Annotated in this window: 17 protein-coding genes; 6 read left to right on the forward strand and 11 right to left on the reverse strand. The window is 61.8% G+C overall.

The annotated features are described in order from the left end of the window. Positions 1-191: 191 nt before the first annotated feature. The gene (gene trxA / locus WFM45_RS21305; RefSeq protein WP_135637704.1) at positions 192-518 is read right to left on the reverse strand and encodes a thioredoxin TrxA; all 327 of its coding nucleotides are present in this window, start codon (positions 516-518) and stop codon (positions 192-194) included. Positions 519-649: 131 nt separating this feature from the next. Here trxA and rhlB point away from each other — a divergent pair, with 131 nt between their 5' ends. Both rhlB and ppx read left to right on the forward strand, forming a co-directional pair. Further along, entirely contained in the window at positions 650-1,936 is a 1,287-nt protein-coding gene (gene rhlB, locus WFM45_RS21310; RefSeq protein ID WP_015376249.1) for an ATP-dependent RNA helicase RhlB, read from the forward strand. A 5-nt stretch (positions 1,937-1,941) separates the two neighbouring features. Then, on the forward strand, positions 1,942-3,438 hold the full coding sequence (gene ppx, locus WFM45_RS21315; protein ID WP_082997370.1) for an exopolyphosphatase: 1,497 nt from the start codon (positions 1,942-1,944) through the stop codon (positions 3,436-3,438). Positions 3,439-3,470: 32 nt separating this feature from the next. Here the strand turns inward: ppx and rep are convergent, their stop codons facing one another. After that, positions 3,471-5,495 carry a DNA helicase Rep gene (gene rep, locus WFM45_RS21320; protein ID WP_336957200.1) on the reverse strand — a complete coding sequence of 675 codons (2,025 nt, stop codon included), beginning with the start codon at positions 5,493-5,495 and terminating at the stop codon, positions 3,471-3,473. 109 nt (positions 5,496-5,604) lie between these two features. Between rep and ppiC the strand changes: the two genes are divergently transcribed. Next, positions 5,605-5,886, forward strand: coding sequence for a peptidylprolyl isomerase PpiC (ppiC, locus tag WFM45_RS21325; RefSeq protein WP_004934175.1), 282 nt, complete (start codon positions 5,605-5,607; stop codon positions 5,884-5,886). 24 nt (positions 5,887-5,910) lie between these two features. On the opposite strand, the gene WFM45_RS21330 is transcribed toward ppiC, so the two are convergent. The 9 genes from WFM45_RS21330 to bcsR all read right to left on the reverse strand — a co-directional run bounded on the left by WFM45_RS21330 (position 5,911) and on the right by bcsR (position 21,929). Continuing rightward, complete coding sequence (locus WFM45_RS21330) at positions 5,911-7,413, reverse strand: M16 family metallopeptidase (protein ID WP_250602276.1); 1,503 nt, start codon at positions 7,411-7,413, stop codon at positions 5,911-5,913. A gap of 260 nt (positions 7,414-7,673) precedes the next feature. Continuing rightward, entirely contained in the window at positions 7,674-8,960 is a 1,287-nt protein-coding gene (locus tag WFM45_RS21335; protein ID WP_016929514.1) for a dicarboxylate/amino acid:cation symporter, read from the reverse strand. A gap of 273 nt (positions 8,961-9,233) precedes the next feature. After that, a complete protein-coding gene (gene hmsP, locus WFM45_RS21340; protein WP_033631468.1) occupies positions 9,234-11,240 on the reverse strand; it encodes a biofilm formation regulator HmsP in 2,007 nt (668 codons plus the stop codon). Between the two features lie 229 nt (positions 11,241-11,469). After that, complete coding sequence (bcsC, locus tag WFM45_RS21345; protein WP_336957203.1) at positions 11,470-14,943, reverse strand: cellulose synthase complex outer membrane protein BcsC; 3,474 nt, start codon at positions 14,941-14,943, stop codon at positions 11,470-11,472. Next, positions 14,925-16,037 carry a cellulose synthase complex periplasmic endoglucanase BcsZ gene (bcsZ, locus tag WFM45_RS21350; RefSeq protein WP_085337623.1) on the reverse strand — a complete coding sequence of 371 codons (1,113 nt, stop codon included), beginning with the start codon at positions 16,035-16,037 and terminating at the stop codon, positions 14,925-14,927. The genes bcsC and bcsZ overlap by 19 nt, the downstream gene beginning before the upstream one ends. Positions 16,038-16,042: 5 nt before the next feature. Then, complete coding sequence (bcsB, locus tag WFM45_RS21355; protein ID WP_099981857.1) at positions 16,043-18,331, reverse strand: cellulose biosynthesis cyclic di-GMP-binding regulatory protein BcsB; 2,289 nt, start codon at positions 18,329-18,331, stop codon at positions 16,043-16,045. 62 nt (positions 18,332-18,393) lie between these two features. Then, positions 18,394-20,997, reverse strand: a complete 2,604-nt coding sequence (gene bcsA, locus WFM45_RS21360; protein WP_004934153.1) for a UDP-forming cellulose synthase catalytic subunit — start codon at positions 20,995-20,997, stop codon at positions 18,394-18,396. Beyond that, on the reverse strand, positions 20,994-21,734 hold the full coding sequence (gene bcsQ, locus WFM45_RS21365) for a cellulose biosynthesis protein BcsQ (protein WP_336957208.1): 741 nt from the start codon (positions 21,732-21,734) through the stop codon (positions 20,994-20,996). The genes bcsA and bcsQ overlap by 4 nt, the downstream gene beginning before the upstream one ends. Positions 21,735-21,737: 3 nt before the next feature. Beyond that, positions 21,738-21,929 (reverse strand): cellulose biosynthesis protein BcsR, encoded by a 192-nt coding sequence (gene bcsR, locus WFM45_RS21370; protein ID WP_004934148.1) that lies wholly within the window; start codon positions 21,927-21,929, stop codon positions 21,738-21,740. Positions 21,930-22,118: 189 nt separating this feature from the next. Between bcsR and bcsE the strand changes: the two genes are divergently transcribed. From bcsE to bcsG, 3 genes are read left to right on the forward strand one after another with little or no spacing between them, the layout of a single operon-like run. After that, a complete protein-coding gene (gene bcsE, locus WFM45_RS21375; RefSeq protein WP_336957212.1) occupies positions 22,119-23,687 on the forward strand; it encodes a cellulose biosynthesis protein BcsE in 1,569 nt (522 codons plus the stop codon). Further along, positions 23,674-23,877, forward strand: coding sequence for a cellulose biosynthesis protein BcsF (gene bcsF, locus WFM45_RS21380; protein WP_004934139.1), 204 nt, complete (start codon positions 23,674-23,676; stop codon positions 23,875-23,877). The genes bcsE and bcsF overlap by 14 nt, the downstream gene beginning before the upstream one ends. After that, complete coding sequence (gene bcsG, locus WFM45_RS21385) at positions 23,874-25,529, forward strand: cellulose biosynthesis protein BcsG (protein WP_021504109.1); 1,656 nt, start codon at positions 23,874-23,876, stop codon at positions 25,527-25,529. The genes bcsF and bcsG overlap by 4 nt, the downstream gene beginning before the upstream one ends. The last annotated feature ends 221 nt before the right edge of the window (positions 25,530-25,750 follow it).

Consider the following 25,750-nt stretch of genomic DNA (forward strand, 5'->3'; position numbering starts at 1 on the left):
GGGCTGAGTTCAGTTTACTTTCAACGCCAGTGGTTCGACACAGAGTATAGCTTTAGATTCAAACTCTTTAGATTTAAAACTTCGGGCAAGTTCTATATGCAGTGTGGTTAAACTTAACACGCTTCTTGGCAGGCGTCTAGCGGTGAATTGAACATCACCGCCAGGCGCCTGATACTGGGCTTCCCGCCCGATTACAGATTCGCGTTCAGGAAATCTTTGAGCTGACCTTTGGACAACGCGCCAACCTTGGTCGCGGCCACTTCACCGTTCTTGAACAGCAACAGCGTAGGGATGCCACGGATACCGTACTTAGGCGCGGTAGCCGGGTTCTGATCGATATTCAGCTTGGTGATGGTCAGTTTGCCTTCGAACTCTTCGGCAATCTCATCCAGAATCGGAGCAATCATCTTGCACGGCCCACACCATTCAGCCCAGAAATCGACCAGGATCGGCCCTTCCGCTTTCAGCACGTCAGATTCGAAGCTGCTGTCAGTCAGGTGAATAATTTTATCGCTCATGTTCTACTCCACAGGATTATGTCTACCTTGTTGGTGTAGCATTAACCAACTCAAGGTGATTTTATTGCACCGCGTTTATTTCAACGGATGTGCTTTCGTAAAGCAATAGTTAGCTGATATTCTACCACACTATGAGCAAAACACACTTGACCGAACAGAAGTTTTCCGACTTCGCCCTGCACCCGTTAGTCCTTGAAGCCCTTGAGAAAAAAGGGTTTCACAATTGCACGCCCATCCAGGCGTTAGCATTGCCGCTCACGCTCTCCGGGCGTGACGTTGCAGGTCAGGCGCAAACCGGTACCGGAAAGACGCTGGCGTTTTTGGCGTCTACTTTTCACTATTTGCTGACTCACCCGGCGAAACAGGATCGCCAGACCAATCAGCCGCGCGCCTTGATCATGGCGCCTACGCGTGAACTGGCGGTGCAAATCCACTCCGATGCGGAAGCGCTCTCCCAGAGCACCGGCCTGAAACTGGGCCTGGCCTACGGCGGCGACGGCTACGACAAACAGCTGAAAGTGCTGGAAAGCGGCGTGGACATTCTGATTGGCACCACCGGCCGTTTAATCGATTACACCAAACAGAACTATGTCGATCTCGGCGCGATGCAGGTCGTCGTGCTGGATGAAGCCGATCGCATGTACGATCTTGGCTTTATCAAAGACATCCGTTGGCTGTTCCGCCGCATGCCTGCGGCCGATCAACGCCTGAACATGCTGTTCTCCGCTACCCTGTCCTATCGCGTACGCGAACTGGCCTTCGAGCAGATGAACAACGCCGAATATGTTGAAGTGGAACCGGAACAGAAAACCGGCCACCGCATTAAAGAAGAGCTGTTCTACCCGTCCAACGAAGAAAAAATGCGTCTGCTGCAGACGCTGATCGAAGAAGAGTGGCCGGATCGCGCCATCATCTTTGCCAACACCAAGCACCGCTGCGAAGACATCTGGGGCCATCTGGCCGCCGACGGTCACCGCGTGGGCCTGCTGACCGGTGACGTGGCGCAGAAAAAACGCCTGCGCATCCTCGACGACTTCACAAAAGGCAATCTCGATATTCTGGTCGCCACCGACGTCGCCGCGCGCGGTCTGCACATCCCTTCCGTCACGCACGTCTTCAACTACGATCTGCCTGACGACTGCGAAGACTACGTGCACCGCATCGGCCGTACCGGCCGCGCAGGCGCCAGCGGCCACTCCATCAGCCTGGCGTGTGAAGAGTATGCGCTCAACCTGCCGGCGATCGAGACCTATATCGACCACAGCATTCCGGTGAGCAAGTACAACAGCGATGCGCTGCTGACCGATTTGCCGGCGCCGAAGCGCCTGTCGCGCCCGCGCGGCGGCAACGGCCCACGTCGCAACTCCGCGCCTCGTCGCGGCGGCGCGCCGCGCAACAACCGTAAACGTTCGAGCTGATCGCCATGCTCAGTTCCAGCACGCTTTATGCTGCCATCGATCTCGGCTCCAACAGCTTCCACATGTTGGTAGTGCGCGAGGTGGCCGGCAGCATTCAGACTCTGGCGCGGATCAAGCGCAAAGTGCGCCTGGCGGCCGGGCTGGATCAGAACAATCACCTGTCGCATGAGGCCATGCAACGCGGCTGGCAGTGCCTGCGGCTGTTCTCAGAACGCCTGCAGGACATTCCGCGCGAGCAGATCCGCGTCGTCGCCACCGCCACGCTGCGTCTGGCGTCCAACGCCGATGAGTTCCTGCAGGCAGCCGAGCAAATCCTCGGCTGCCCGGTACAGGTGATCAGCGGCGAAGAAGAGGCACGGCTGATCTATCACGGCGTCGCACACACCACCGGCGGGCCGGATCGTCGGCTGGTCGTCGACATCGGCGGCGGCAGCACCGAACTGGTCACCGGCACCGGCGCACAGGCAACGCAGCTGTATAGCCTGTCGATGGGCTGCGTCACCTGGCTGGAACGCTACTTCAGCGACCGCAACCTTGGGCAAGAAAACTTCGAGCGCGCCGAACAGGCCGCGCGCGACATGGTGCGGCCGATCGCAGCGCAATTGCGCCAGCAAGGTTGGCAGATCTGCGTCGGCGCTTCCGGCACCGTGCAAGCGCTGCAGGAGATCATGGTGGCGCAGGGCATGGATGAGCGCATCACCCTGCCCAAACTGCGCCAGTTGAAACAGCGCGCCATTCAGTGCGGCAAGCTGGAAGAGCTGGAGATCGAAGGGTTGACGCTGGAGCGCGCGCTGGTGTTCCCGAGCGGCCTATCCATCCTGTTGGCCATCTTCCAGGAGCTGGGCATCGAGAGCATGATGCTGGCCGGCGGGGCGCTGCGTGAAGGTCTGGTTTACGGCATGCTGCATCTGCCGGTGGAGCAGGATATTCGCATCCGCACCATCCGCAACCTGCAGCGCCGCTACCTGATCGACACCGAGCAGGCCGAACGCGTCAGCCAGCTCGCCGCCAACTTCTCCCAGCAGGTCGCCAACGAGTGGCAGCTGGATGCGCGATGTCGCGAGCTGTTGCACAGCGCCAGCCTGATCCACGAACTCGGCCTCAGCGTCGATTTCAAGCAGGCGCCGCAACACGCCGCCTACCTGATCCGCCACCTGGACTTACCCGGTTTTACCCCGGCGCAGAAAAAACTGCTGGCCACCCTGCTGCAAAATCAGAGCAACACCCTCGACCTGTCGCTGTTGAACCAGCAAAACGCCCTGCCGCCGCGCACTGCGCAGCGCCTGTGCCGCATTTTGCGCCTGGCGATCATCTTCGCCAGCCGCCGCCGCGACGACACGCTGCCGGCGGTGCGGTTACGCGCCAATCAGGACGATGAGCTGACGGTGATCTTGCCGCCGGGTTGGCTGGAACAGCATCCGCTGCGCGCCGAGGCGCTGGAGCAGGAAAGCCACTGGCAGAGCTACGTCCACTGGACGCTGCGGTTGGAAGAACAACGTTGACATGACCAGGGCGCGAATCGCGCCCTTTCTTTTTAATTCCCGCCTTTGGCCTTGGCCAGCTGGGCGCGGATATTGGCCAGATGGCTCTGCCCCTTCTGCATCCGCTCCTGCGGGCTCACCACTTTGCGTTCGGTTTCCCACGCCAAATCGTCCTGCGGCAGCTCCAGCAGGAACCGGCTCGGCTCCGGCCGCACCAGCTCGCCGTACTGGCGGCGCTCGCGGCACAGGGTGAAAATCAGCTCTTTTTGCGCGCGGGTGATCCCTACATAGGCCAGACGCCGCTCTTCATCGACATTGTCTTCGTCGATGCTGCTCTGGTGCGGCAGCAGCCCCTCCTCCATGCCCACCAAGAACACGTAAGGGAACTCCAGTCCCTTTGAGGCGTGCAGCGTCATCAGCTGCACCTGATCCAGCTCCTCTTCACTTTCGCCGCGTTCCATCATGTCACGCAGGGTGAAGCGCGTCACGACCTGGGTCAGCGTCATCGGCTCGTCCAGATCGTTGCCTTCCAGCATTTCCGTCATCCAACCGAACAGCGTGTTGACGTTTTTCATCCGCATTTCGGCGGCCTTCGGGCTGGTCGAGGTTTCAAACAGCCAGCTCTCATAATCCACGCCGCGGATCAGATCGCGCACCGCCGCCACCGGCTCACGTTCCGCCTGCTGGGCGATGCCGCCCAGCCAATGGGTGAAGCGCTGCAGCGATTCCAGCCCGCGTCCGGTCAAGTGCTGGCTCAGCCCCAGATCGAAGCTGGCATGGAACAAACTTTTGTTGCGCTGGTTGGCCCACTCGCCAAGCTTCTGCAGCGTTGCCGGGCCGATCTCGCGCTTGGGGGTATTGACGATGCGCAGGAAGGCGCTGTCGTCTTCCGGGTTGGTCAGCACGCGCAGGTAAGCCAGCAGATCCTTGATCTCGGGGCGCGAGAAGAACGAGGTGCCGCCGGAAATCTTGTACGGGATACGGTTCTGCATCAGCATCTTTTCAAACACCCGCGACTGGTGGTTGCCGCGGTACAGGATCGCATAGTCGCCGTAATTGGTCTTTTTCACGAAGTGGTGGGCGATAAGCTCCCCCACCACCCGCTCGGCTTCGTGATCCTCATTGTTGGCGGTCACCACCTTCAGCTCTTCGCCATACCCCAGCTCAGAAAACAGCCGCTTTTCAAATACGTGCGGGTTATTGGCGATCAGAATGTTGGCCGCCTTCAGAATGCGCTCGCTGGAACGGTAGTTTTGCTCCAGCTTGATCACCTGCAGCGCCGGGAAATCTTCCTTCAGCAGCACCAAGTTCTGCGGCCGCGCGCCGCGCCAGGAGTAGATCGACTGGTCGTCGTCGCCCACCACGGTAAAGCGCGCGCGGTTGCCCACCAGCAGCTTCACCAGCTCGTACTGACTGGTGTTGGTATCCTGGTACTCATCCACCAGCAGATAGCGGATGCGCTGCTGCCAGCGTTCGCGCACCTCTTCGTTGCGTTGCAACAGCAGCGTCGGCAGCAGGATCAAGTCATCGAAGTCCAGCACATTGCACGCCCGCATATGGGCGTGGTAAAGACCGTAGCAGTGGACGAACAGCTTGTCGCGTTCCGAGCGCGCCAACTCTGCCGCCCGCTGGGGATCGATCAGGTCGTTTTTCCAGTTGGAGATGGTCGAAATCAGCTGCGCCACCAGCGTTTTGTCGCTTTCCAGCCACTTTTCGGTCAGCTCTTTCAACAGCGCCAGCTGATCCTGATCGTCGAACAGCGAGAAGTTTGACTTCATCCCCAACGCCACGTATTCCCGCTTGATGATCTCCAGCCCCAGGGTATGGAAGGTGGAAATCATCAGCCCGCGCGCCTCTTTGCGACCCAGGGTTTGCGACACGCGCTCTTTCATCTCGCGCGCGGCCTTGTTGGTAAAGGTCACGGCGGCGATGTGCCGCGCCTGATAGCCGCAGTGGTGGATCAGGTGGGCTATCTTGTTGGTGATAACGCGCGTCTTGCCGGAACCGGCGCCGGCCAACACCAGGCAGGGCCCGGTAACGAATTCGACGGCTTGTTGTTGGCTGGGGTTTAATCGCATGGTGCTGGCTTGCTCAACTGTAAAACGTGGAAGGGAATTGTAGCAGAAAGCGCCGATGAGATTTAGCGGGTATAATCAGCGCAATTTTCGCATCGACAAAGGCAATACCATGGCAAAAACGGCGTGCGCCCTGCACATTCTGGTAGACAATGAAAAGCTGGCCAACGAGCTGCTGGCCAAGCTGAAGCGCGGCGTCAGCTTCGACACGCTGGCACGCAAATATTCGAGCTGCCCGTCAAAACGCAACGGCGGCTCGCTGGGCGAATTCAACAAGGGCGCGATGGTGCCGGCGTTCGATAAAGCGGTGTTCAGCATACCGCTGCTCAAACCTTACGGCCCGGTCAAAACCCAGTTCGGTTACCACATCATCAAGGTGCTGTACCGCAACTAGGGGGCCTGCGCCCCCTGCTGCGAATTACTGCGCGCCGGCGTCCGTCGTCGGCGCAGCCACCGCGGTGTCGGCCGGTTTGGCTTCTTCCGTCACCACCGCCGGCGCCGGCATCATGATGCCGTCATAGGTTTCCTGCAGCTGCTTCATGCTCATTTCCGGCTCGCCCTTCGGCTGCATCAGCACCAGCGTCGCCTCCTGAGACAGCTGCAGCTTCAGCGCCTGATTCAGCGTCTCCAGCGTCAGGTTGGCCAGGAATTCCTGGCGCAATTTCTGATACAGCTCCGGCGCGATATCCACCACCCCGCTCTGCTGCGAACGCAGGCGCTGGCTCATCAGCACATCGGTGTCGGTGCGGGCGTAGGTGGCGAACAGCTTGCTCAGCTGATCGTTTTTCTGCGCCAGCAGCGCATCGAATTCCTCTTTCGACAGACCGTTATCACGCACGTTGGCCAGCTCGCGGGCGATAAAGCCCAGGCTGCCGTTCAGATTGTTGTTCGGCGTATCCAGATGGATGGCGCACTGCCCCCGCTGGTACTGCACGCGGCAGTCAAAGCCCAGATGCAGGCTCTTCTGGTCGCTTTTTTCCAGCGTCTGCTGAAGATGCCAGAACAGCGCCTCGCGGGCGAGATCGCCACGCCAGTAACGGAGCAGGCTCTGCGAATCTCGAATCGGGTGCCACGGCGAATCCCACATGATCGACAGCGTATCCTGTTTCACCTGCTCGCTGATCAGGCTCACCGGCTGCTGCGGCAGCGGCGTCAGGGTCGGCATCGGGGCCGGGGTTTCACGTTTGCCCTGCAGCGGCGAGAACGCCTTGTTGATCTGCTCGCCCAGGCTGCGGCTGTCGACCTTGCCGACCACGAACAGCGTCATGGCGTCCGGGGTATACCACTGTTGATAGAATTTCTTCAGCTGCTCGAGATTGACCGGCCGTTTCGCCGGCTGCGCCGGATCGTGCGCCAGCAGCGTCGAGCCTTTCAGGCGGTAACGCCACCAGGCATCTTGGGTATTGGGCGGGAAAGTGCCGACCGGATTGATGCTGGAATTCATCACCGCGTGCACCGTATGCTCGTCGATCGCCAGTTTGCCGGTGGTGTCCGCCAACCAGGCCAGCGCTTCTTTCAGCAGGTCGGGCCGGTTGTTCGGCAGGCTGAGGTTATACATGGTGAAATCATACGAGATGATCGCCGGTGGCAGCGGCCGCTCGTTATCCACGCTCTGTTGCCACAGGGCGCGCAGCTGCGGCGCGGTAAAGCTTTCGCTGCGCGCCAACGCCAGCCGCGGCAGCAGATGGGCGAAACCGGTCTGCTGCGAAGACTCCACCAGAGAGCCGGTATTGACGATCAGCCGCAGTTCCACGCGGTCGCTTGGCCGCTGCGGCGTATCGAGAATCTGCCATGAAAACCCGTTGGCCAGCGCCCCCTGCTGCCAGGCAGGATCGGGTTGTAGTGCTTCAGCCTGCACGCTGCTACTGGCTGCCGCCAGTAGCAGCCCACCAACTATAAGATGAATTCTGGTGCCCTGCATGTGAACCCCTACTTAATGACTATCCAATTTCTTATGCAAATGCGTGTATTCCATTCAATGGAATCATAAAAATACGCCCTGAGTTTCACAGTGGGGCGGAAAGCAGAAAGTGTACCATCGTGTTAGACCGCGCGCCTTTGCGGATGTCACTCATTAGAGTGAAAAATAATAGATTGCGGGGTTTTTAATGCAAAAAATCGTTACGAGGCAAGGGAAGAAGCTCACCGGCCGCGGCTGCGGCCGGTGATTTACCACCGAAATCAGGCGGAAGGCAGCGTTTTGTCCGCGCCGGTGTTTTTGTTGTTCAGGGTGTCTTTCAGCTGTTTCTCATCCAGCTGATTACACCATTTGGCCACGACCACGGTCGCCACGCCATTGCCCACCAGGTTGGTCAGCGCGCGGGCTTCCGACATAAAGCGGTCGATGCCGAGGATCAGCGCCAGGCCGGCCAGCGGCAGGTGGCCTACGGCGGAGATGGTGGCGGCCAACACGATAAAGCCGCTGCCGGTCACGCCCGCCGCCCCTTTGGAGGAGAGCAGCAACACCACCAGCAGGGTAATCTGATGCATGATATCCATGTGGGTGTTGGTCGCCTGAGCGATAAACACCGCAGCCATGGTCAGGTAGATAGAGGTGCCATCCAGGTTGAAGGAGTATCCGGTCGGGATCACCAGACCCACCACCGATTTCTTGCAGCCCAACTTCTCCATTTTATCCAGCATGCGCGGCAGCGCGGATTCGGACGACGAGGTTCCCAGCACGATCAGCAGCTCTTCTTTGATGTAGTTGACGAATTTGAAGATGCTGAAGCCGTTGGCGCGGGCGATGCTGCCCAACACCACCACCACGAACAGGATGCAGGTGATATAGAAGCACACGATCAGTTGGCCGAGTTGCACCAGCGTGCCGACGCCGTATTTACCGATGGTAAACGCCATGGCGCCGAAGGCCCCCAGCGGCGCCAGGCGCATGATCATGTTGATGATGCCGAAAATCACCCGCGAGAAGCTGTCGATCACGTTGTAGATCAGTTGCCCTTTGTCGCCCAGACGATGCAGGGCGAAGCCGAACAGTACCGCGAACAGCAGCACCTGAAGAATGTTGCCGCTGGCGAACGCGCCGATCACGCTGCCGGGGATGATGTCCAGCAGGAACGGAATGATGCCCTGCTGCTGCGCCTGCTCGGCGTAGACTGCCACCGCTTTGGCGTCCAGTGTGCCGGGATCGACGTTCATGCCGGCGCCCGGTTGCACCAGGTTGACGATCACCAGGCCGATAATCAGCGCGATGGTGCTGACGATTTCAAAATACAGCAGCGCGATGGCGCCGGTGCGCCCCACCGCCTTCATGCTTTCCATGCCGGCGATGCCGGTCACCACGGTGCAGAAGATCACCGGCGCGATGATCATCTTGATCAGTTTGACGAAACCATCGCCCAGAGGTTTCATCTCGGCGCCGAGGTCAGGGTAGAAATGGCCAAGCAGGATACCCAGCGTGATCGCCGTCAGCACCTGAAAATAGAGGCTCTTAAAGATCGTTGTTTTCATATGAACATCCTATGGGGGGAAGACACGCACCAGGCAGCAGTCTAAAAATCCAGCCTGTTCATCGCTTGCGCGGAAAATAACACCCACTTAACAACATGGAAATAATTTGTTGCACCCACCGTGTGGGGTTGATGTGAATTTAAGAGCTGAAACGCGTCAGTCGGGGTGCAAAGCTGAAAATTGCGTAAGCCTTTGTTTGCACTAACGCAAAAGAGGTAGGTAAAGAATGGCGATTTTCGGACGAGGAAAAGTACCGGAAAAGTATCGCGACGCTCACGGCGCCGCGCGGCAAAACTCGGCTTCGAACGCTTCGCGCGGCAGCGGCCGGGCGAACAGGAATCCTTGCCCACTGCGAATGCCGTGCTGCAGCAGCCAGTTGCGCTGTTCGGCGTTTTCCACGCCTTCGGCCATCACCGGCAACGCCAGCACTTCGGAGATCGAACTGACGATGCGCACCATCGCATCGTCGGCCGGCAGCCCCTGAATGAAACTGCGGTCGATCTTAATCAAATCGATCGGCAGGGATTTCAAGCGGTTGAGGTACTCCAGGCTGGAGTAGCCCATGCCGAAGTCGTCCAGCGCGATCGACAGCCCCAGGTCGTGCAGCTCGCGCAGCAGCGCCAAGGCGCGATCGAGATCGTCGATGCGTACCGTCTCGGTGATCTCCAGCAGCAGCTTGCGCGGATCGATCCGATACTGCGCCAGCAGGTTTTTCAGATGCGGGACGAACGCTTCATCCTGCATCTGAATACCGGAAACGTTAACCGCCAGCGGCAGCGCAATGCCGCGCTGCTGCCAGTCCGCCAGGATACGGCAAGACTCTTCCAGCACCCAGTTGCCGAGAGGCACGATCACGCCCAGCTCTTCCGCGAGCGGGATAACGTCGGCCGGCAGGGTATAGCTGCCGTCATACTGCTGCCAACGCAGCAGCGCTTCGGCGCCGATCACCTCGTTGGACTGCATGTCGATCTGCGGCTGCAGGAACAGCGTGAAATGCCGCTGCTCGATGCCGTGCAGGATCTCGCTCTCCTGCGTCAGCCGCTTCTGCGTGCGTTCCGTCAGGCTGGGTTCGAAGAACAGGATCTGATTTTTTCCTTCGCGGTGCGCGGACATCATCGCCGAGGTGGCGCTGCGCAGCAGCTGCTCCGCGCTCTCCCCCTGATTGAGGTAGTGCGCGATGCCGATGCTGGCGTTGGGCCGCAGCGCCAGACCTTCCAGCGTCAACGGCGCATTGATCTCCGCCATGATGCGCCGCGCCAGCTGCATGGCGTGGAACGGCCGCTCAATGCCTTTGGCCAGAATGGCGAATTCGGTATTGCTCAGCTGTGCCAGCACGCCGTTTTCGTCGATGCAGCCGCGCAGCTTCTTCGCCAGCGCCAGCAGCAGCGCTTCACGCATCGCCGGGCTCATCACGCCAGACGCTTCATGCAGCGTCTCGATGCCGATCACCAGCAGGTTAAAACGCTCAGGGCGCAGACTGGAGGCGATATGCTGTTCCAGCAACGCGTTCAGCAATGCAGGATTCGGCAGTTCGGTCACCGGGTGGCGGGTACTCAGGCGGCTCATATCGGCATGCGCCTTGGCCAGCGTCTGTTGATTGCGGTTGTAATTGCGCACCAGCAGGCCGAGCTCGTCGTCCTGGTGCAGCGCCGGCAGCATCAGCTGGTGATAGGGCGCTTCGTCCTGCGAGATGTTCTCCAGCTCTTTGGCCATCGCGCGCAGCGGATGCACCATCAACCGGTTCATGCACCAGGTGATGGCCACCGACAGGATCAGCGCCAGCAGCAGATAGGTCGACAGCATGGTCGACAAAATGCTGAGGATAAACTGGTACATGCGGAACGAATCGGCCTGCAGCACCAGATAGGCCAGCGGCTGCTGGTTGGCGGGCACCCGCTCCAGCGAATAGAGCGGCACGGAAATTTGGATAGGCAGTTCAAACAGCCGGGCGATCAGCGTCGGCACCGGCCGCTCCGGCGGGAAATTGGCGTGCAGCGCCTGAAACTCGTTCGGCAACACAATATCCGCCCGGCTGAGAATGCCGACCGGCAACAGCGTGTTCAGCACCCTTTTGGCTTCCGGCACGTCCATGCGCAGCACCGCTTCCGCCAGCGGCTGGCGCACGGAGTGAGCGATATTCTCCAGTTGCTGGGCGTAGTCATCCCTGCGCTGCTGCACAAAGTGGAATAACTGGATCACGATAAAAATGCAGATCGTGACCAGCGCCACGCCGGACACTGTCGCCATCTGCTTAATCGTTAACGAACGCCTGACCCGCAAACCTGCTCTCCGTGAAATCGGGCTGAAACAAAAAAGGGGGCTGACTCTCACCCGCCCCCTCGAACCGGGCTGAGTATACTCGATCATCGGCTGTTTTTATCTGGCTATGCCGCAGGCAAAACCAAGAAAATCGCGGGTTTCAGTCTTTTCCTAAAGCGAACAAACGCGACCCGGACACAGGGTAACAAAACTCCCCGGCGTCCGACACTCCGAATCTTTCCCCTTCCGGCTACTTGAAGTCGGCGTAAGGCGTCAGCGGCTGCGGCGGCAAATCGAGATCCCCTTGCCAGCCGGCCAGGGAATAACGCAGATAAATCAACGCGTGGCTCGGCGTATAGTCCTTCGCCTGTTGAATATCGATGCCGGCGCCGAGCGTCCAGTGCGAACTGAGACGGCGTTCGACGATCGCCCGCAGGGTATAACCGACGCCGCTCGAAGAGCTGCCGTCCTCGACGGCGAACTTATCGGGCAACGAATCCGGGATCAGCCCCTGCAGCGGATAGCGGCGCTGGCTGTCGGTTTTCGAATGGGACAGCGAAACCGAACCGCCCAGCTCCCACGACCAGTTCTCGGTGCGCTGGCGGTAGTTGACCGGCAGCGACAGCGACAGATATTGCTGCGGGCTGTAATAGCCGCCCTGCCCCAGCGAATAGCCGCTCAAATCCTTCTGGTAGTGCCACAGCATGGTATTGAGCCCGACGCTCAGGCGGCGATTGTCTTCGTTGATCAGCTTGTAGTAGTAACCGGCCATCAACCGCTGCCGCTGGTTGTCCGCCACGTTTTTGCCGGTAATCTGGTGCGCGCTGAGATCGGCCCAGACGCCGTTCGCCTCGCCGCGATCGTAGCTGGCGCTCAGGCTGACGCCGGTGGCGCGCACGCCGCCCCAGGTGATGCCGGTATTCGGGTCTTTGGCGCCGCCGAACGCCAGCAGCGAGCTGGAGATCGGCCGTCGCGAGGCCGCCACCGTCCAACCAATGTGGTTCCAGTCGCCGCTGTAGGCCAGGCCGCCGGTCCAGTCGACCACCTCAAAGCCCATCGGCGTCGTGCCGATGTCGGCGGCCCAGCGATCGTTTTTCCAGCCGGCCGCCACGCTGGTGCCGGTGGTTTTCTGGTGTTCATCGCCGCGGCACCCTTGTGTGTGGCAGGTGCCGAAGGTTTCGTAGTATTTGCCGCTGCCGTCGGTCGAGAAGCGGCCGGCATCCAGCTGCACGGTGTCGGTGCGCAAGAAGGCGCGCCCGTCATGCAGCGGCATGTCCACCTGCAGCATGGTATCGTGCGCGTTGAAGTCGGAAATGCCGCCGGTGCCGCTCGAGCGCCAGTAATCGTGATCGAGCGTGACGTTCACGTCTTGCTGTCGATACAGATCCGCGGCGTCGGAGCGGATGCCGCGTTTCAGCCAGTCGTCGCTCGGATTATTGCGCGTCAAATAGGTGTAGCTGTCATTATCCTGCGGCAGCGTCGGCGTGATGCCGCTGGCCACCATCGCCTGGCGGTAATCCTGCTGCGCCCGCTCAGGCTGTTGCTGAGCCCGCTCCAGCCGGGCGGCGTCACGGTAAACCAGCGCCTTGGTCTGTCCGACGGGCTCCGAAGCCGCCGCCGTTTTCAGTCGGTCGAAGATAGCTTCGGCCTGCTGCGGATCGCCGACCGCCCCCCAGGCGTTGGCGACTCGCCGCTGGCTGTTGAGCGAAGCGTCTTGTGGCTGCGGTTCGGTTTTCAGCCGCTGACGCGCCGCGTCCAGATCTCCCTGCGCCACATAGGCTTCGATCTCGCCCAGCTGCGCATCCGGGTTATTCGGCTCACGCCGTTTCACCCGCTGATAGTCGTCCAGCGCCGCCGCATACTCCCCGCGCGCCAGCGCCCAGTCGGCCAGCAGCAAATCGATGCGCGTGTCCGCCGGCTGCCGGCGCAGATAGGCCTCCGCCGCCGGTTCGTCACCGGCCGCCCGCAGCCGTTCGGCATGCTCGATTACCGCCTGCATTTTCAGCCGCTGCGCCAGCTCGCGCATGTTGTCGTTCCACTGTGCCGCAGGCAGCGTATTAAGCTGCGCCAGCGCCTGCCTGTCGCGATCGCTGCCGGAAAGATAGAGCGCATAGGCGTAGGTCAGCTGCGGATTGGCATGTTGGCGCTGCGCCAGCTGCCGGAACAGAGCGTCTGCCTGCTGCGGCTGCCCGGCCTGACGCAGCGCCTGCGCATAGCGATAGGTCAGCCAGACGTCGTCGGGATCCATCGGCTGAGCGCGGCGATAGATTTCCGCCGCCTGCTGCCACTGCTGCTGTGCCGCCAGCGTCTCCGCCTGCTGCTTCAACATATCGAGCCGCAGTCCGTCGAGGGTGCTGCGCAGCTTGGCCTGTTGGCTGCGCGGCAGGCCGTTGAGGTAGGCCAGCGCTTTTTCCGGCGACTGGCGCTGATAGATATTCACCAGGCCGCGCAGCGCGCTGCCGTTGCCGGGATCGCGTCGCAACGCCTGCTGATAAAACCCTTCCGCCGCGGCGTCATCCTTGCTCGCCACCGCCACATCGCCCAGGCCGATAAACGCATTGCCGTCGCCGTCGTCGAGCTGGCGCGCCTGCTGATATTTCTGCCGGGCCAGCGCGAGATTGCCGGCCTTGAGCGCTTTGTCGCCCTCGTCGATCGCCAGCCAGTAGCCGGTGCTCTTGATCAGGCTCTGCCATTTGCCGCTGCCGTAGCCATTCTTGTCGGCCGCCAGCGCCTGGCGGAACAGCTTCAGCGCCTGCGGGCGGTTGCCGGCGCGCGAGTAGGCCTGGCCGAGCGCCCCCAGCACCTCGGCGTCGTTCGGCGCCGCCGCCAGCGCCTTTTGCAATTCCGGAATAGCCGCCCGGCTGCCGCCTTTATCCACCTGCGCCAGGCCGCGCACCCGCGCCTGATAGGCCGGATCGGCCAGCAGCTTCTGCTGTCTGGCCAGCTCTTCGCGGGCGCTGGCCGCCTGATCGCCGGTGTCGAATACGCCGAGGAAACGGTTGAGCGCCGCTACGCTCTGCGCGCTGACCGGCATCGCTTTGACCTTGTCCAGCCACAGATCGGCGGCGTCGCCGCGCCCGGCCGGATCGGCGGCGATCTTCTGCAGCAGTTCATAGGCCTGCGCGTCCTGGTTCTGACTGAACAGCATGCGCGCCAGCGACATGCGCAGCGCCACATTGCCTGAATATTGCTGATCCAGCGCCTGCAGTTGCTTTAACGCCTTCGCCTCCTGCCCCGGCAAACGCGCCACCAGCCGCCAGTATTCGACCGCCAGATCGAGCGTCGGCGGCTCGCCGTGAAACAACGCATCGTACTGCGCCTTGGCCTCCGGCAACCGGCCGGCGGTCGCCATCAGGCGCGCCTGCTGCAGCTTTTGCCGGGTTTCCGGCTGGGTCAGCAGCATGTTCATTTGCGCCTGGCGATAGGCGCTGGACTGCGGCGCGAGGGTTTTCAGCTTGTCCAGCTGCTGCTGCGCCAGCGCCATGTTGCCCTGCCGCAGCGCCAAACGCATGCGCGCGGCGATCACGTCCGGGTTGTTCGGATCCATCAGCTCGAGCCGGTACAGCGACTGGCGCACCAGATCGTCCTTGTTGCCGGCCTCACCAATGCGCACCTGTTCCAGCAGCCACTGTTCCGGGGCCACGGCCTCCGCAGCGCGCGCCTGCGGCAGCATCGCCAGGCTCAGCGGAATCAAACTCAGCCAGTTTATTTTGAAGTTGTGCATTGGCCGTCCCACGAGGGTTGCAATTCACCCTGACGATTAAAGCGATAACGTTGTTGATCCCATCCCTGACCGAACAGCGTCAGCGAAGCGCTGAAATAGGCGTCGTCACCCGGCGGGTGCTCGCTGATGCGCTGCCGCTGCACCGCCAGCGCTTCAGCCTGCGTCGCCAGCATCGGCAGCACAGAAGCGGAGAAACCGACCGGGCCATCGCCGGTGGTTTTGCCGCTGGCGGTATCGGTTTTCTCCGGCGGAACGCCCTGTTTGGCAGTGAGCTGCGCCATCGGCTGGAAGCGTTCAAGCAGCGCCGCCTTGTGCTCATCGTCGTCCGCCAGCATGCCGGCCCACAGATAAACCCGAATGGCGTCGTAGCTGCCGACGTTCGGCTTGACGGTGTCCGGCTGCCAACCGGCGCCGACCCGCCACACCACCCAATCCGGTGAGAAACCGTGCGGCGCGGTGTCCAGCCACAGCCGTTGATTGACCTCGCGCATCGCGCGCCATGGGCCGTTCAGCGCCGCAAAACGCGCCAACAGCTGCGGTGGCAGGTAGCTGGGATTCAGCCGCCAGCGATCTTCCGCCACGAACCCGACTTTGCCCGGTAGCAGCATCAGGCCCAGGCCGGGAATGTCGGCCACTTCCTCGCGGCCGATGCGTTGCAGCAGCAGCGTCCCCAGGGTTTGATAACGCCGGCTTTTCCACAGGCGGCCGGCTTCGAGCAGGTTGTAAGCGATCCACAGATCGGCGTCCGACGCCGAGTTGGCGTCCAGCACCTTCCACTGCTTATCGTCGCTCTCGCCCCACAGCCAGGCGGGCAAACGGGCGCTGAGATCGCCCGCCGCCAGATTGTTCTCCGTCCAGGTCAACAGCTGGTCGAAGGTCGGCCGGTCATTGGCCACCAGGGCGAAAAACAGGCCGTAACTCTGCCCCTCAGAGGTGGTGATTTTGTTCGGGCTGCTCGGGTCGATCACCCGCCCCTGCGGGCTGATGTAGAACTGCTTGTACTGTTGCCAGCCCGGCCATTCGCAGGCCGCCGCCGCGCTGAAAGCGCACAGCAGCAGCATGCCGAGCGACAGGCGTTGCAGCATCGCGTTCACCGCCGTCAATCCCGATCTTCAGGCGCCAGACGCCGCCGGCTGAAGGCCTTCAGGCCACGCCACAGCATCAGCCCCAGGATCACCACCAGCACCACCGCGAGCACCGCCAGCAGAACAGGGTGGGTGGAGAGGGCATACCACAGCCGCTCCCACCACGGCAGGTGGCCGACATAGTAAACATCGCCGACGCGCAAGCTGTTGACCCCCGATTCGCGGATCACCGCCACCGAGCCGAACACCGCGGCACGTTTGCCGCTGTCCAGCAGGGCATTGTTCAGCAACTCATAGCCGCGCGGGCTGTCCGCCAGCAGCGCCACGATGCTGCGCTGATCGTTGAACGGCGATTGCACGCCGATGATCGCCGACATTGCGCCCTCGGAGCTGACGGTGGTCTTGCTGTCCGGCTTGGCGTCCTCGGCCAGCAATTCCGCGCTCGGCAACGGCGGTTGGCGCGTCGGCTGCTTCACCCAGCTTTGAGTGGCGTCCACCAGCAGGCTGATTTTCTTGTCGTCGCGCAACGCCGGCGGAATGGTGCCGATCATCAGGATATCGTCGTCACGATCCTTGGCCAGCGACCAGTCGTCGCTCAGCGTAAAGGCCAGCGCCGGGTAGCCGGTTTGCGCGCCGATCACGCCGAGCGCGTTCAGCAGCGCGCTGACCTGCGCCGGCTGCGGTTTCTGGTTCACCAACACCAGCGTTTGCGACAGATCCGCCAGGCGGCTGAACGGGAAGCCGGCGTTGGCGAAGGCGCGCAAATCCGGCATCGCCATAAAGTGGCGATAGCCGGAGAAATCGATGGTGGACGCGCCGTCGATCACCGCGTGGTTTTGCGTGAAGGAGTAGGTTTCGCAGCGCCCTTCCGCGCCGCTGGCCAGCAGCGTGGTGTAGTCAAAGTCAAAGCGCAGCTGGTTGGTGGCGCCCAGCCGCAACGCCGGGATGCTGACGTTCCTGTCGGAGTCGAGCAGCCCCTGCGTCAGCGGCAGGCGCAGCAGCTGCGCGCCCTGCTCGTGTTCCGGCACCAGCGAGTAAGCCTGCACGAACTGGTTGTTCAGGCTGACGCTCAGCCGCGAACCGTCCTGAATGCGCGGCGCGGTATAACGGTATTTCAGGTGCATGTCGATGCCGGTGCTGCGGATCAGGAACAGATCCGGCGGCAGGTTCATGGTCAGCGAAATCGGGCCGGGTTCGATGCCGCTGGTTTGCAGCTGTTCGGCATATTGCTGCAGCTCGGCGAAGGTCATCGGCCGATCGGTGCGCACCCAGTTCGGCGCGTCGTAAGGCTGGCGCGCCGCGAGCTGTTCCACCTTGTCCACCGTCACGTTCTGGCCGCGGAACAGGATGTTACCCTGCGCGATGCCCTTCACCGCGGTGATCAAATCGTTGTCGTCACGCCCCTGAATCAACAGCAGTTTGACGTACGGATTGTCGGGGTGGCTGATCATCTCCACCGTCGGGCCGTTGACCGCCGGATAATCGAGCAGGAAATCCGGGCGCTGCGAGTTGGTGGCGAACACCACCGCGTGCTGCGCCGGCAGCGCGTTATACAGCGTCGGGAAGGATTGCCCGCGCCACTGCGCCTTGCTGCCGAACCAGGAGGCCAGAATACCCGCCGCGCGCTGCTGGGCGAGATCAGGCTGGCCGGCGAATACCATCGGCAGCGTCAGCGGCCGATTGTCGCGGCTGTCGAAGAACGGCTCAGGGAAGTGCGACAGCTCGTTTTTCACCGGCAGCGTCTGGAAACGCAGCTTCAGCGCGCTGGACTTGCTGACGTCGAGCCACAGCGAAGTGCTGGCCGGGTTTTCGCAGATGTTCTGATAATGGCCGACAAACACCAGCCGGACGCGGTTAAAATCGGTGATATAGCGCGGATCGATCGCCATCTGGATGCGATTGGGCTTGCCCAACTGCTCCTTGGCGATCGTGGTCACGCCCATCAATTCGTCGTTCAGATAGATTTTGACGTGCGACTCGACCGGGATCAGCGCCGGCGACGGCGTAAATTCCAGGTCGAGCATCGCCTGCGAGACCACCTCATCGCTGCGCACGCCGAATTCGATCTGCCCGTCTGGCCGGGTGCCGCGCAGAACAAAGGTGCCCGGCGGCGGCGCTATCTGCGCGAACGGCAGCGACACGTCGCGCACCGGCGCATTCGGATCCTGCGGCGCGGTCGCCGTATCGGCCGCCGCGGCGATCGGCGGCTGGGCCGCCACGGTCGGCGCGGTAGCGGTTTCGGCCTGCGACAGGGTGCTGATGCCTAAGGCCAGAGCAGTTAACCAGGTTATTTTTCGCGTCATCGTATCATCATCAATGTTGGAGCCTGTTCACCGGGCGAGTGAGCGGGCGGTTGAACTCGCAGCTAACCCACTGTTTCTTGTTGACCCAAGGTCGGATCCCTGCCGACGCCGCGCGGAATAAACGACACTACCCAGGCGGTCAGCGAAGTGACCCCGACCAGCAGGCCGCGCACCAGCGGCGGCGCGTAGTCCGCCATGCGCACATAGCCGCGGAAGCCCAACGCCAGCACGTCGCGCAGGCTTTCGATCGGCCGGTCTTCAGGGAACCCGTCCTGCCACAGCGCCCAGGTATCGGCGCGGGCGAAGGTGCACTGAATGAAATCGATGTGTTCACGGGTGGAGAGACTGACCAGACGCACCCCCACCTTGTTGCCGAAGGCTCGCGTCACCACACAGGGGAAGCTGTACTCCTGCTGGCCGCGCTTGAGCAACAGCGAGGCCTTGTCGCCATCTTTCAACGCGTTTTCCACTCGCATCTCAATGCCCACGCCGCCGTCGGAGTAATCGCGCAGCGTGCAGGGGTAAAGGTGGCCATCGGCACGCGCGATCGCCGCCGGCATGGCGATCTCCACGCGGTGCGCCTGGCGCACCTGCTTGGCCTCCACCGCCACCGCCACCGCGCCGCCGAGAATGGTCATGTTGTACAGCACCCACACCAGGCTGATGATCACCGTCATCACCTCGTCCGTCGGGCCATAGGCCAGCCGCCAGGCGCCGAACGCCAGCCCAGCCAGGTTAAGCACCACCAGGAACATGTAAGGCCGGGTGATCACCCAGTCGACGTGCTCCTCCTCCACCAGCCCGCCCTTGGCGGTCACGTTGAATTTGCCCTTGTGCGGATTGAACAGCGCCACCGTTGTCGGCCGCGCGATATACCAGGCCAGCACCGTTTCATAGATTTCGCTCCAGAACGAATGGCGGTATTTTCCCTGGATGCGCGAGTTGGTCAGGCTGGCGTGGATCATGTGCGGCAGCACATAAAGCGCGATCGCCAGCGCCGGCGCGAAGATGATGTAGGCATGCAGCAGTAAAAACGCCAACGGCGCGGTGAGGAAGATCAGCCGCGGAATACCCGACAGGAAGTGCAGCATGGCGTTGGCGTAGCACAGACGCTGCGCCAGTTTCAGCCCTTTGCCCAGCAGCGGGTTATCGAGCCGGAAGATCTGCACCATGCCGCGCGCCCAGCGAATGCGCTGGCCGATATGCGCCGACAGGCTCTCGGTCGCCAGCCCGGCGGCCTGCGGAATGCGGATATAGGCCGAAGTGTGCCCGCGCCGGTGCAATCGCAGCGAGGTATGGGCGTCCTCGGTGACGGTTTCCACCGCGATGCCGCCGATCTCGTCCAGCGCACTGCGGCGCAGGATGGCGCAAGAGCCGCAGAAGAAAGTGGCGTCCCACATGTCGTTGCCGTCCTGCACCAGCCCGTAGAACAAAGTGCCTTCGTTGGGCGTCTGGCGGAAGCGGCCGAGGTTGCGCTCGAACGGATCCGGCGAGAAGAAGTGGTGCGGGGTCTGCAGCATCGCCAGCTTTTTGTCTTTGAAGAACCAGCCCATGGTCAGCTGCAGGAAGGAGCGCGTCGGCACGTGGTCGCAGTCGAAAATCGCCACAAACTCGCCGGTGGCCTGCTTCAGCGCATTGTTGATGTTGCCGGCCTTGGCGTGTTCGTGGGTCGGCCTGGCGATGTATTTCACCCCCACTTCGGCGGCGAACGCCCGGAATTCGGGGCGATTGCCGTCGTCGAGGATATAGATGTTCACTTTCTCTTTCGGCCAGTCGATGCCCAACGCCGCATAGAGGGTGGGCTTCACCACCCCGAGGTCTTCGTTGTAGGTCGGCACCATCAGATCGATGGTCGGCCAGGTGGCGCTGTCTTCGGGCAACGGCACCGGCTGGCGGTTAAGCGGCCAGATGGTCTGGAAATAGCCCAGCACCAGCACCACCCAGGCGTAGGTTTCCGCCACCAGCAGCAACAGGCCGCACACCAGGCTGAGCGGATCGTCCCAGTTCAGCGTGGCGGTATAACGCCACCACAGGTAACGACAGGACACGGTCAGCGACAGCACGATCAGCATCAGCGCAGGCAAACGCCCCGGCACCCGGCGCACCACCATCGCGATCCCCCACAGCAGCACGACGAACACGAACTGCGCCGACAGATCGAACGGCTGCGAAATGCACAGTATGGCGAGGATCGCCGCCAGCACGCCGACCAGAATAAACAGCGCGCGTCGCATGCCGCGGTTCATGCGGCCGAGGCGCTCTACCGAACGCTGTTCCACGCCGGCGTTTTTCAGCCGTTGCGGCAGGCTCTGCAGCCAATCGGCGTAGCGCTGCTGCAGCCGCCGCCACCCGGCGAAATAGTCGCGCGGCACCGGCGCGCGGCCGCTGCGAAACAGCAGCAGCCACAGGCCCTGCAGCAGATAGCGCAGCGCATCCGCCGGGCGCGGGCGTTCGGCGGACAGATGCGGGAACCAGTAAGCGCGGCCGACGCGCACGCGCTGCCAGGCCGGTGACTCGAAGCGCAGCAGCATCCACCCCAGCGCCACCAGCAGCGTGGCGAAAAAGGCGGTCAGCGCCGACGCGCCGTTGCGGCGATAGCCGCGGTAGCGCGCCTGCACCGCCTGACGCACCGGCGGCACCAGCAGCAGGCTCAGCACCCGGCTCATGGCGCAACGCCCCGTTTGAGGTTGATCAGGCACCAGTTGGCCAGCGTCAGCACTTCATCCGCCGCCAGGCTCTCGGGGCGATACTCGCCCAACGGCTGTTTGACCGCCAGCGCTTCCGCCAACGCTTCGTCGCGGTGGATCACCACCGGCAGCAGGCCGCTCAGGGTTTGCAGCCACAGCTGATGCAGATCCTGCTGCAGCTGGCTGGCGGAGGAGTAGTGATTGACCAGGAAATGGCAGTCATTCGGCAGCGTCTGTTGATGGAGCCGCACCTGACAGTTGGCATCGGGGTTCAACAGCACGAACACGCTGTCGGCGAGCTGCAGCGCCTGCTGCGCCAGCACGCCGTCCCCGACCGGGACATCCAGCAGGATCCAGCGCTGCGGATCGCCGGCGATCAGTTGGCGCAGGTTGTCGCGCCAGCGTTCCGGCTGTTGCCGACACTGGCGCTGCACTTCTAGCCGTTCCGCCCCATTCAGGCGGCCAAAAGGCAGAAAGTCGAGGTTTTCACAATAACGCAGCGCGCCTTCCTGCCAAAGGCCGCCATCCCGCTCCGCGCGGGCCCAGCCGCGCGCCAGCTCGAACGGGGTGTTGAAATGCAAGCGCAGCAGATTATCCGGCGTGAAGTCGATCGCCAGCACCGACTCGCCCAGCTGCTGCAACGCCCAGGCGAGCGCCGCCGTGACCGAGGTCGTCCCCATTCCACCCCGCAACCCTTGCAGCGCGAGCACCGGCATAGATCAGTGACTCCCCGTGGTCTGCGCCAGTTCGGCCAACAGTGGCCAGCGCGTCATCATTTGCGTTAACCGCTCCTGCCGCGAAATATCGACATAGCGTAATTTCGGCAATGAAAAAGCCTGGCTGAGCGCCTGCAGGTCATCCTGGCTCTCCCCAGGCGCCGCTGCACGAAAATGGGTGGGTGCGTTATTCATTCTTCCGCCTTGGCGAAAATAGGCTATGTTAATTAACTATAGCAACGATACAAAAAGAGAGAGGCAATAAGATGATTCTCAACAAATATTGTTTAAGAGCGTCGGAGATTTGTTATTGCCAGCGTAAAAATGGCTATCTTTAAATATAAACGCCTTTAGTCGGCTTTCAACGAAAGTAGAACACATCCTATGGCGCACTCTTTTTCTCTAGGCATTCGGCAGATTTGGGAAGAGCTGTCGGTGATGCAGGCCCCCGGTCTTTATTGGATCAATATCGACAGGCAAAGCGACGCCGCGCTGCTGTGTCGCCAGGTCATCGCCGCTCAACCGGCCACCCACAAAGCCGCCCTGATCTGCAGCGGAGACAAACCCGAGCGCCTGCTGGCCGAGCTGGCTGCGCCCGCGTTGCAGAAGCTGCCGCTGTATCAATTACCGGAGAAAAAAGCCGCGCTGACACAGTTGAACGACGATCTGATGCGCGCCCTGCGGCCGCAAAATCGCTTACTTATCCTGCTGGCCCACGCCAGCCTGTGGCAAACCTTCACCACCGAAGAGCTGCGCGAGTGGACGCGCACCCTCGCCGCCTGGCTGCGGCGGCAGGGCTGTACGCTATTGATCCTCAGCCACGGCGGCGGCATCAATAAGCTCAAAGGGCAGCTCAGCGCACAGCACCGCATCCTGAACGGCCTGTCCAGCCTGCAATGGCAGCAGGACAGCGCGCAATACCTGGTGAACTGGTGGAGCACCGAAAACGGCATCAACGCCAACCAGCTGCTGACCTTGTATGCGGCGGAAGGCGGCTGGCAGGGCGAGGATGAAAATAGCCAACCCTCCCCCACCGCCTTACGCAGCGACGAAAGCCAGTATCTGGCCGAGCGCAGCATCCTGGAAGGCGCGCCGCCGCTGTCCGCCAACTGGCAACTGCTGGAGAGCAACGACGAACTGGCGCAGCACGGCATGCTGAGACTCTCGGCGACGTTGATTTTCGCGTTGTATCAAAGCGACCAAATCGATCATCTGGCGCACCAGATCCACACCCTGCGCCGCAGCCGCGGCAACGGCCTGAAAATCGCGGTGCGCGAGATGAGCGCCAGCCTGCGCTACAGCGACGAACGGCTGCTGCTGGCCTGCGGCGCCAACCTGATCGTGCCGCACGTCGCGCCGCTGTCGCGTTTTCTGACCATGCTCGAGGGCATCCAGGGGCAGCGCTTCTCACGGCATGTGCCCGCCGACATCGATGCGCTGTTGGCCGGGCTGCGTCCGCTGCAGCTCAAAGGCTACATGCGGCCGGAAGCGTTCAGCCAGGCGGTGCTTTCGCTGATGGCCAACACCTTGCTGCCCGAGGACGGCAAAGGCGTGATGGTGGCGTTGCGCCCGGCCACCGGCCTGCGCGCCGAACAGGCGATGACCCTGTGCCACCTGCGGCGGTTCGGCGACGTGATGACCGTGGTGCAGGGGCGGCTGGTGCTGTTCCTTTCCACCTGCCGCATCAACGATCTGGATACCGCGCTGAAGTTCATCTTCCGCCTGCCGGTGGATGAAGCCTTCAGCAACCGGGTGGTGTGGCACCAGGATGTCGATATCATTTCGGAAATAAAACGCATGGCCCAGGGGCGCTGGCAGATTTCGGCCACCGGCGCCGCCGGTGCCGCGCCGCGCCCCCGCGTGGCGGCAGCCGAGGTGCCCGCGGAACGGCGGCAGCCGGTCGCCTTCACGCTGCCGCTTGGCCCGCAGGAGGAACCGCATGCTGAACCTTAACGACATCGTGCAACTGATCCTGCTGTGCGCGCTGATCTTCATTCCGCTGGGCTACGCCTTTCACCGGCGTTTTCCGCATTTGCGTCAATACTGGCAAAACCTGTTGTTATCGCCGCGCTATTTGAAATCCGCCGGTTTATGGGTGCGCACAGGCTCCTCATCTCAGATTAAACGTAAGAAGCAGCCATGAATCCAAACTCGAAGACGCAATCCGATAACGCTCTGTGGCGCTACTGGCGCGGGCTGGGCGGCTGGAACCTCTACTTTCTGGCCAAATTCGCCCTGCTGTGGTTCGGCTACCTGAATTTCCACGCGCTACCGAACCTGGTGTTCATGGCGTTTCTGCTGATGCCGATCCCTTCGCAACGCCTGCATCGCTGGCGCCATTACCTCGCTATCCCGATCGGCATCGCGCTGTTCTACCACGACACCTGGCTGCCGGGCATCAACAGCATCCTCAGCCAGGGCTCGCAGCTGGCCGGTTTCAGCGCCCAGTATCTGCTGGAGCTGATCAACCGCTTTATCAACTGGCAGATGATCGGCGCGGCCTTCGTGCTGTTTATCGCCTACCTGTTCGTCGCACAGTGGGTGCGCGTCACGGTGTTCACCGTGGCGGCGCTGGTGTGGCTCAATATCGTCAACATCGCCGGGCCGGCGGTTTCACTGCTGCCCGCCACTTCCACGGCTGCCGCCGGCGGCGCCAATACCCCGGCCACATCAGCGCCGGCGGCGGGGGACGCTGCGCCGGCAGACAGCCTGCCGCCGACCAGCGCCAACCTGACGGCCTACCTGAACCAGTTCTACGAGCGGGAAAAAGGCCGCGCCACCGCGTTCCCGGCCACCTTGCCCGCCGACGCCCAACCGTTCGATCTGCTGGTGATCAACATCTGTTCGCTGGCCTGGGCCGATATGGAGGCGGTCAACCTGCAGAACCATCCGCTGTGGTCGAAGATGGACATCATGTTCGACAGCTTCAACTCGGCCACCGCCTACAGCGGCCCGGCCTCGATACGGTTGCTGCGCGCCAGCTGCGGCCAGCTTTCGCATCATGATTTGTACCAGCCGGTGAACCAGCAGTGTTACCTGTTCGACAACCTGGCGAAGCTCGGCTTCAAGCAACAGCTGATGCTCGATCACTCCGGAGTGTTCGGCAACTACCTGAAAGAGCTGCGTGAACAGGGCGACATGCAGGCGCCGTTAATGTCGCAGGCCGGCATCGGCAACGAGCTGACGTCGTTCGACGGTGAGCCGATTTATAACGATCTGGAATTGCTGACCCGCTGGCTGGATCAGCAGCAAAAAGCCGGAGACGCCCGCACCGCCACCTTCTTCAACGTCATCCCGCTGCACGACGGCAACCGCTTCGTCGGCTCCAACAAGAGCGCCGACTATCAGCCGCGCGCGCAGAAGCTGTTCGATCAGCTGAACACCTTCCTCGATCAGCTGGAAAAATCCGGCCGCAAAGTGGTGGTGGTGATCGTGCCGGAGCACGGCGCGGCGTTGGTGGGCGACAAGATGCAAATGTCCGGCCTGCGCGATATTCCCAGCCCGAACATCACCCATACGCCGGTCGGCATCAAACTGGTGGGCATGAAGGCGCCGCATCAGGGCAGCCCGCTGCAGATCAAAACGCCGAGCAGCTATCTGGCGCTGTCGGAGCTGGTATCACGTCTGGTGGACGGCAAGGTCTTCAGCGAATCCAGCGTCGACTGGCAGGCGCTGACCCAGGGGCTGCCGCAGACCCCGGTCATCTCCGAAAACGACAACGCCATCGTGATGCAATATCAGGGGAAACCTTACATTCGCCTGAACGGCGGCGACTGGGTGCCTTATCCGCAATAAGCGCGGCCTCATCAACCTAAAGCGCGCCGACGGCGCGTTTTTTTGGGCTTTTATAATAAAAATGGTGAAGCCGATAGGCCGATATAATGTTATTAACAACAACCCGTTGAATTCCATAATTCGATTATTATTCTCATGCGAAGATTCTTAGAAAAATAACTCTTATCAGAATTTAATTAGGGAGGTAATTAAAATGGCGGACTGTGGTAGTTTTCTACTTA

The organism is Serratia sp. KG1D (genome assembly GCF_037150675.1).
Classification (GTDB): domain Bacteria; phylum Pseudomonadota; class Gammaproteobacteria; order Enterobacterales; family Enterobacteriaceae; genus Serratia; species Serratia nematodiphila.

What these genes read in the sequence shown, in the direction of transcription:
- trxA (WP_135637704.1), bottom strand. Translation starts at nt 518, where the DNA reads ATGAGCGATAAAATTATTCACCTGACTGACAGCAGCTTCGAATCTGAC.
- rhlB (WP_015376249.1), top strand. Translation starts at nt 650, where the DNA reads ATGAGCAAAACACACTTGACCGAACAGAAGTTTTCCGACTTCGCCCTG.
- ppx (WP_082997370.1), top strand. Translation starts at nt 1,942, where the DNA reads ATGCTCAGTTCCAGCACGCTTTATGCTGCCATCGATCTCGGCTCCAAC.
- rep (WP_336957200.1), bottom strand. Translation starts at nt 5,495, where the DNA reads ATGCGATTAAACCCCAGCCAACAACAAGCCGTCGAATTCGTTACCGGG.
- ppiC (WP_004934175.1), top strand. Translation starts at nt 5,605, where the DNA reads ATGGCAAAAACGGCGTGCGCCCTGCACATTCTGGTAGACAATGAAAAG.
- WFM45_RS21330 (WP_250602276.1), bottom strand. Translation starts at nt 7,413, where the DNA reads ATGCAGGGCACCAGAATTCATCTTATAGTTGGTGGGCTGCTACTGGCG.
- WFM45_RS21335 (WP_016929514.1), bottom strand. Translation starts at nt 8,960, where the DNA reads ATGAAAACAACGATCTTTAAGAGCCTCTATTTTCAGGTGCTGACGGCG.
- bcsC (WP_336957203.1), bottom strand. Translation starts at nt 14,943, where the DNA reads ATGCACAACTTCAAAATAAACTGGCTGAGTTTGATTCCGCTGAGCCTG.
- bcsB (WP_099981857.1), bottom strand. Translation starts at nt 18,331, where the DNA reads ATGACGCGAAAAATAACCTGGTTAACTGCTCTGGCCTTAGGCATCAGC.
- bcsA (WP_004934153.1), bottom strand. Translation starts at nt 20,997, where the DNA reads ATGAGCCGGGTGCTGAGCCTGCTGCTGGTGCCGCCGGTGCGTCAGGCG.
- bcsQ (WP_336957208.1), bottom strand. Translation starts at nt 21,734, where the DNA reads ATGCCGGTGCTCGCGCTGCAAGGGTTGCGGGGTGGAATGGGGACGACC.
- bcsR (WP_004934148.1), bottom strand. Translation starts at nt 21,929, where the DNA reads ATGAATAACGCACCCACCCATTTTCGTGCAGCGGCGCCTGGGGAGAGC.
- bcsE (WP_336957212.1), top strand. Translation starts at nt 22,119, where the DNA reads ATGGCGCACTCTTTTTCTCTAGGCATTCGGCAGATTTGGGAAGAGCTG.
- bcsF (WP_004934139.1), top strand. Translation starts at nt 23,674, where the DNA reads ATGCTGAACCTTAACGACATCGTGCAACTGATCCTGCTGTGCGCGCTG.
- bcsG (WP_021504109.1), top strand. Translation starts at nt 23,874, where the DNA reads ATGAATCCAAACTCGAAGACGCAATCCGATAACGCTCTGTGGCGCTAC.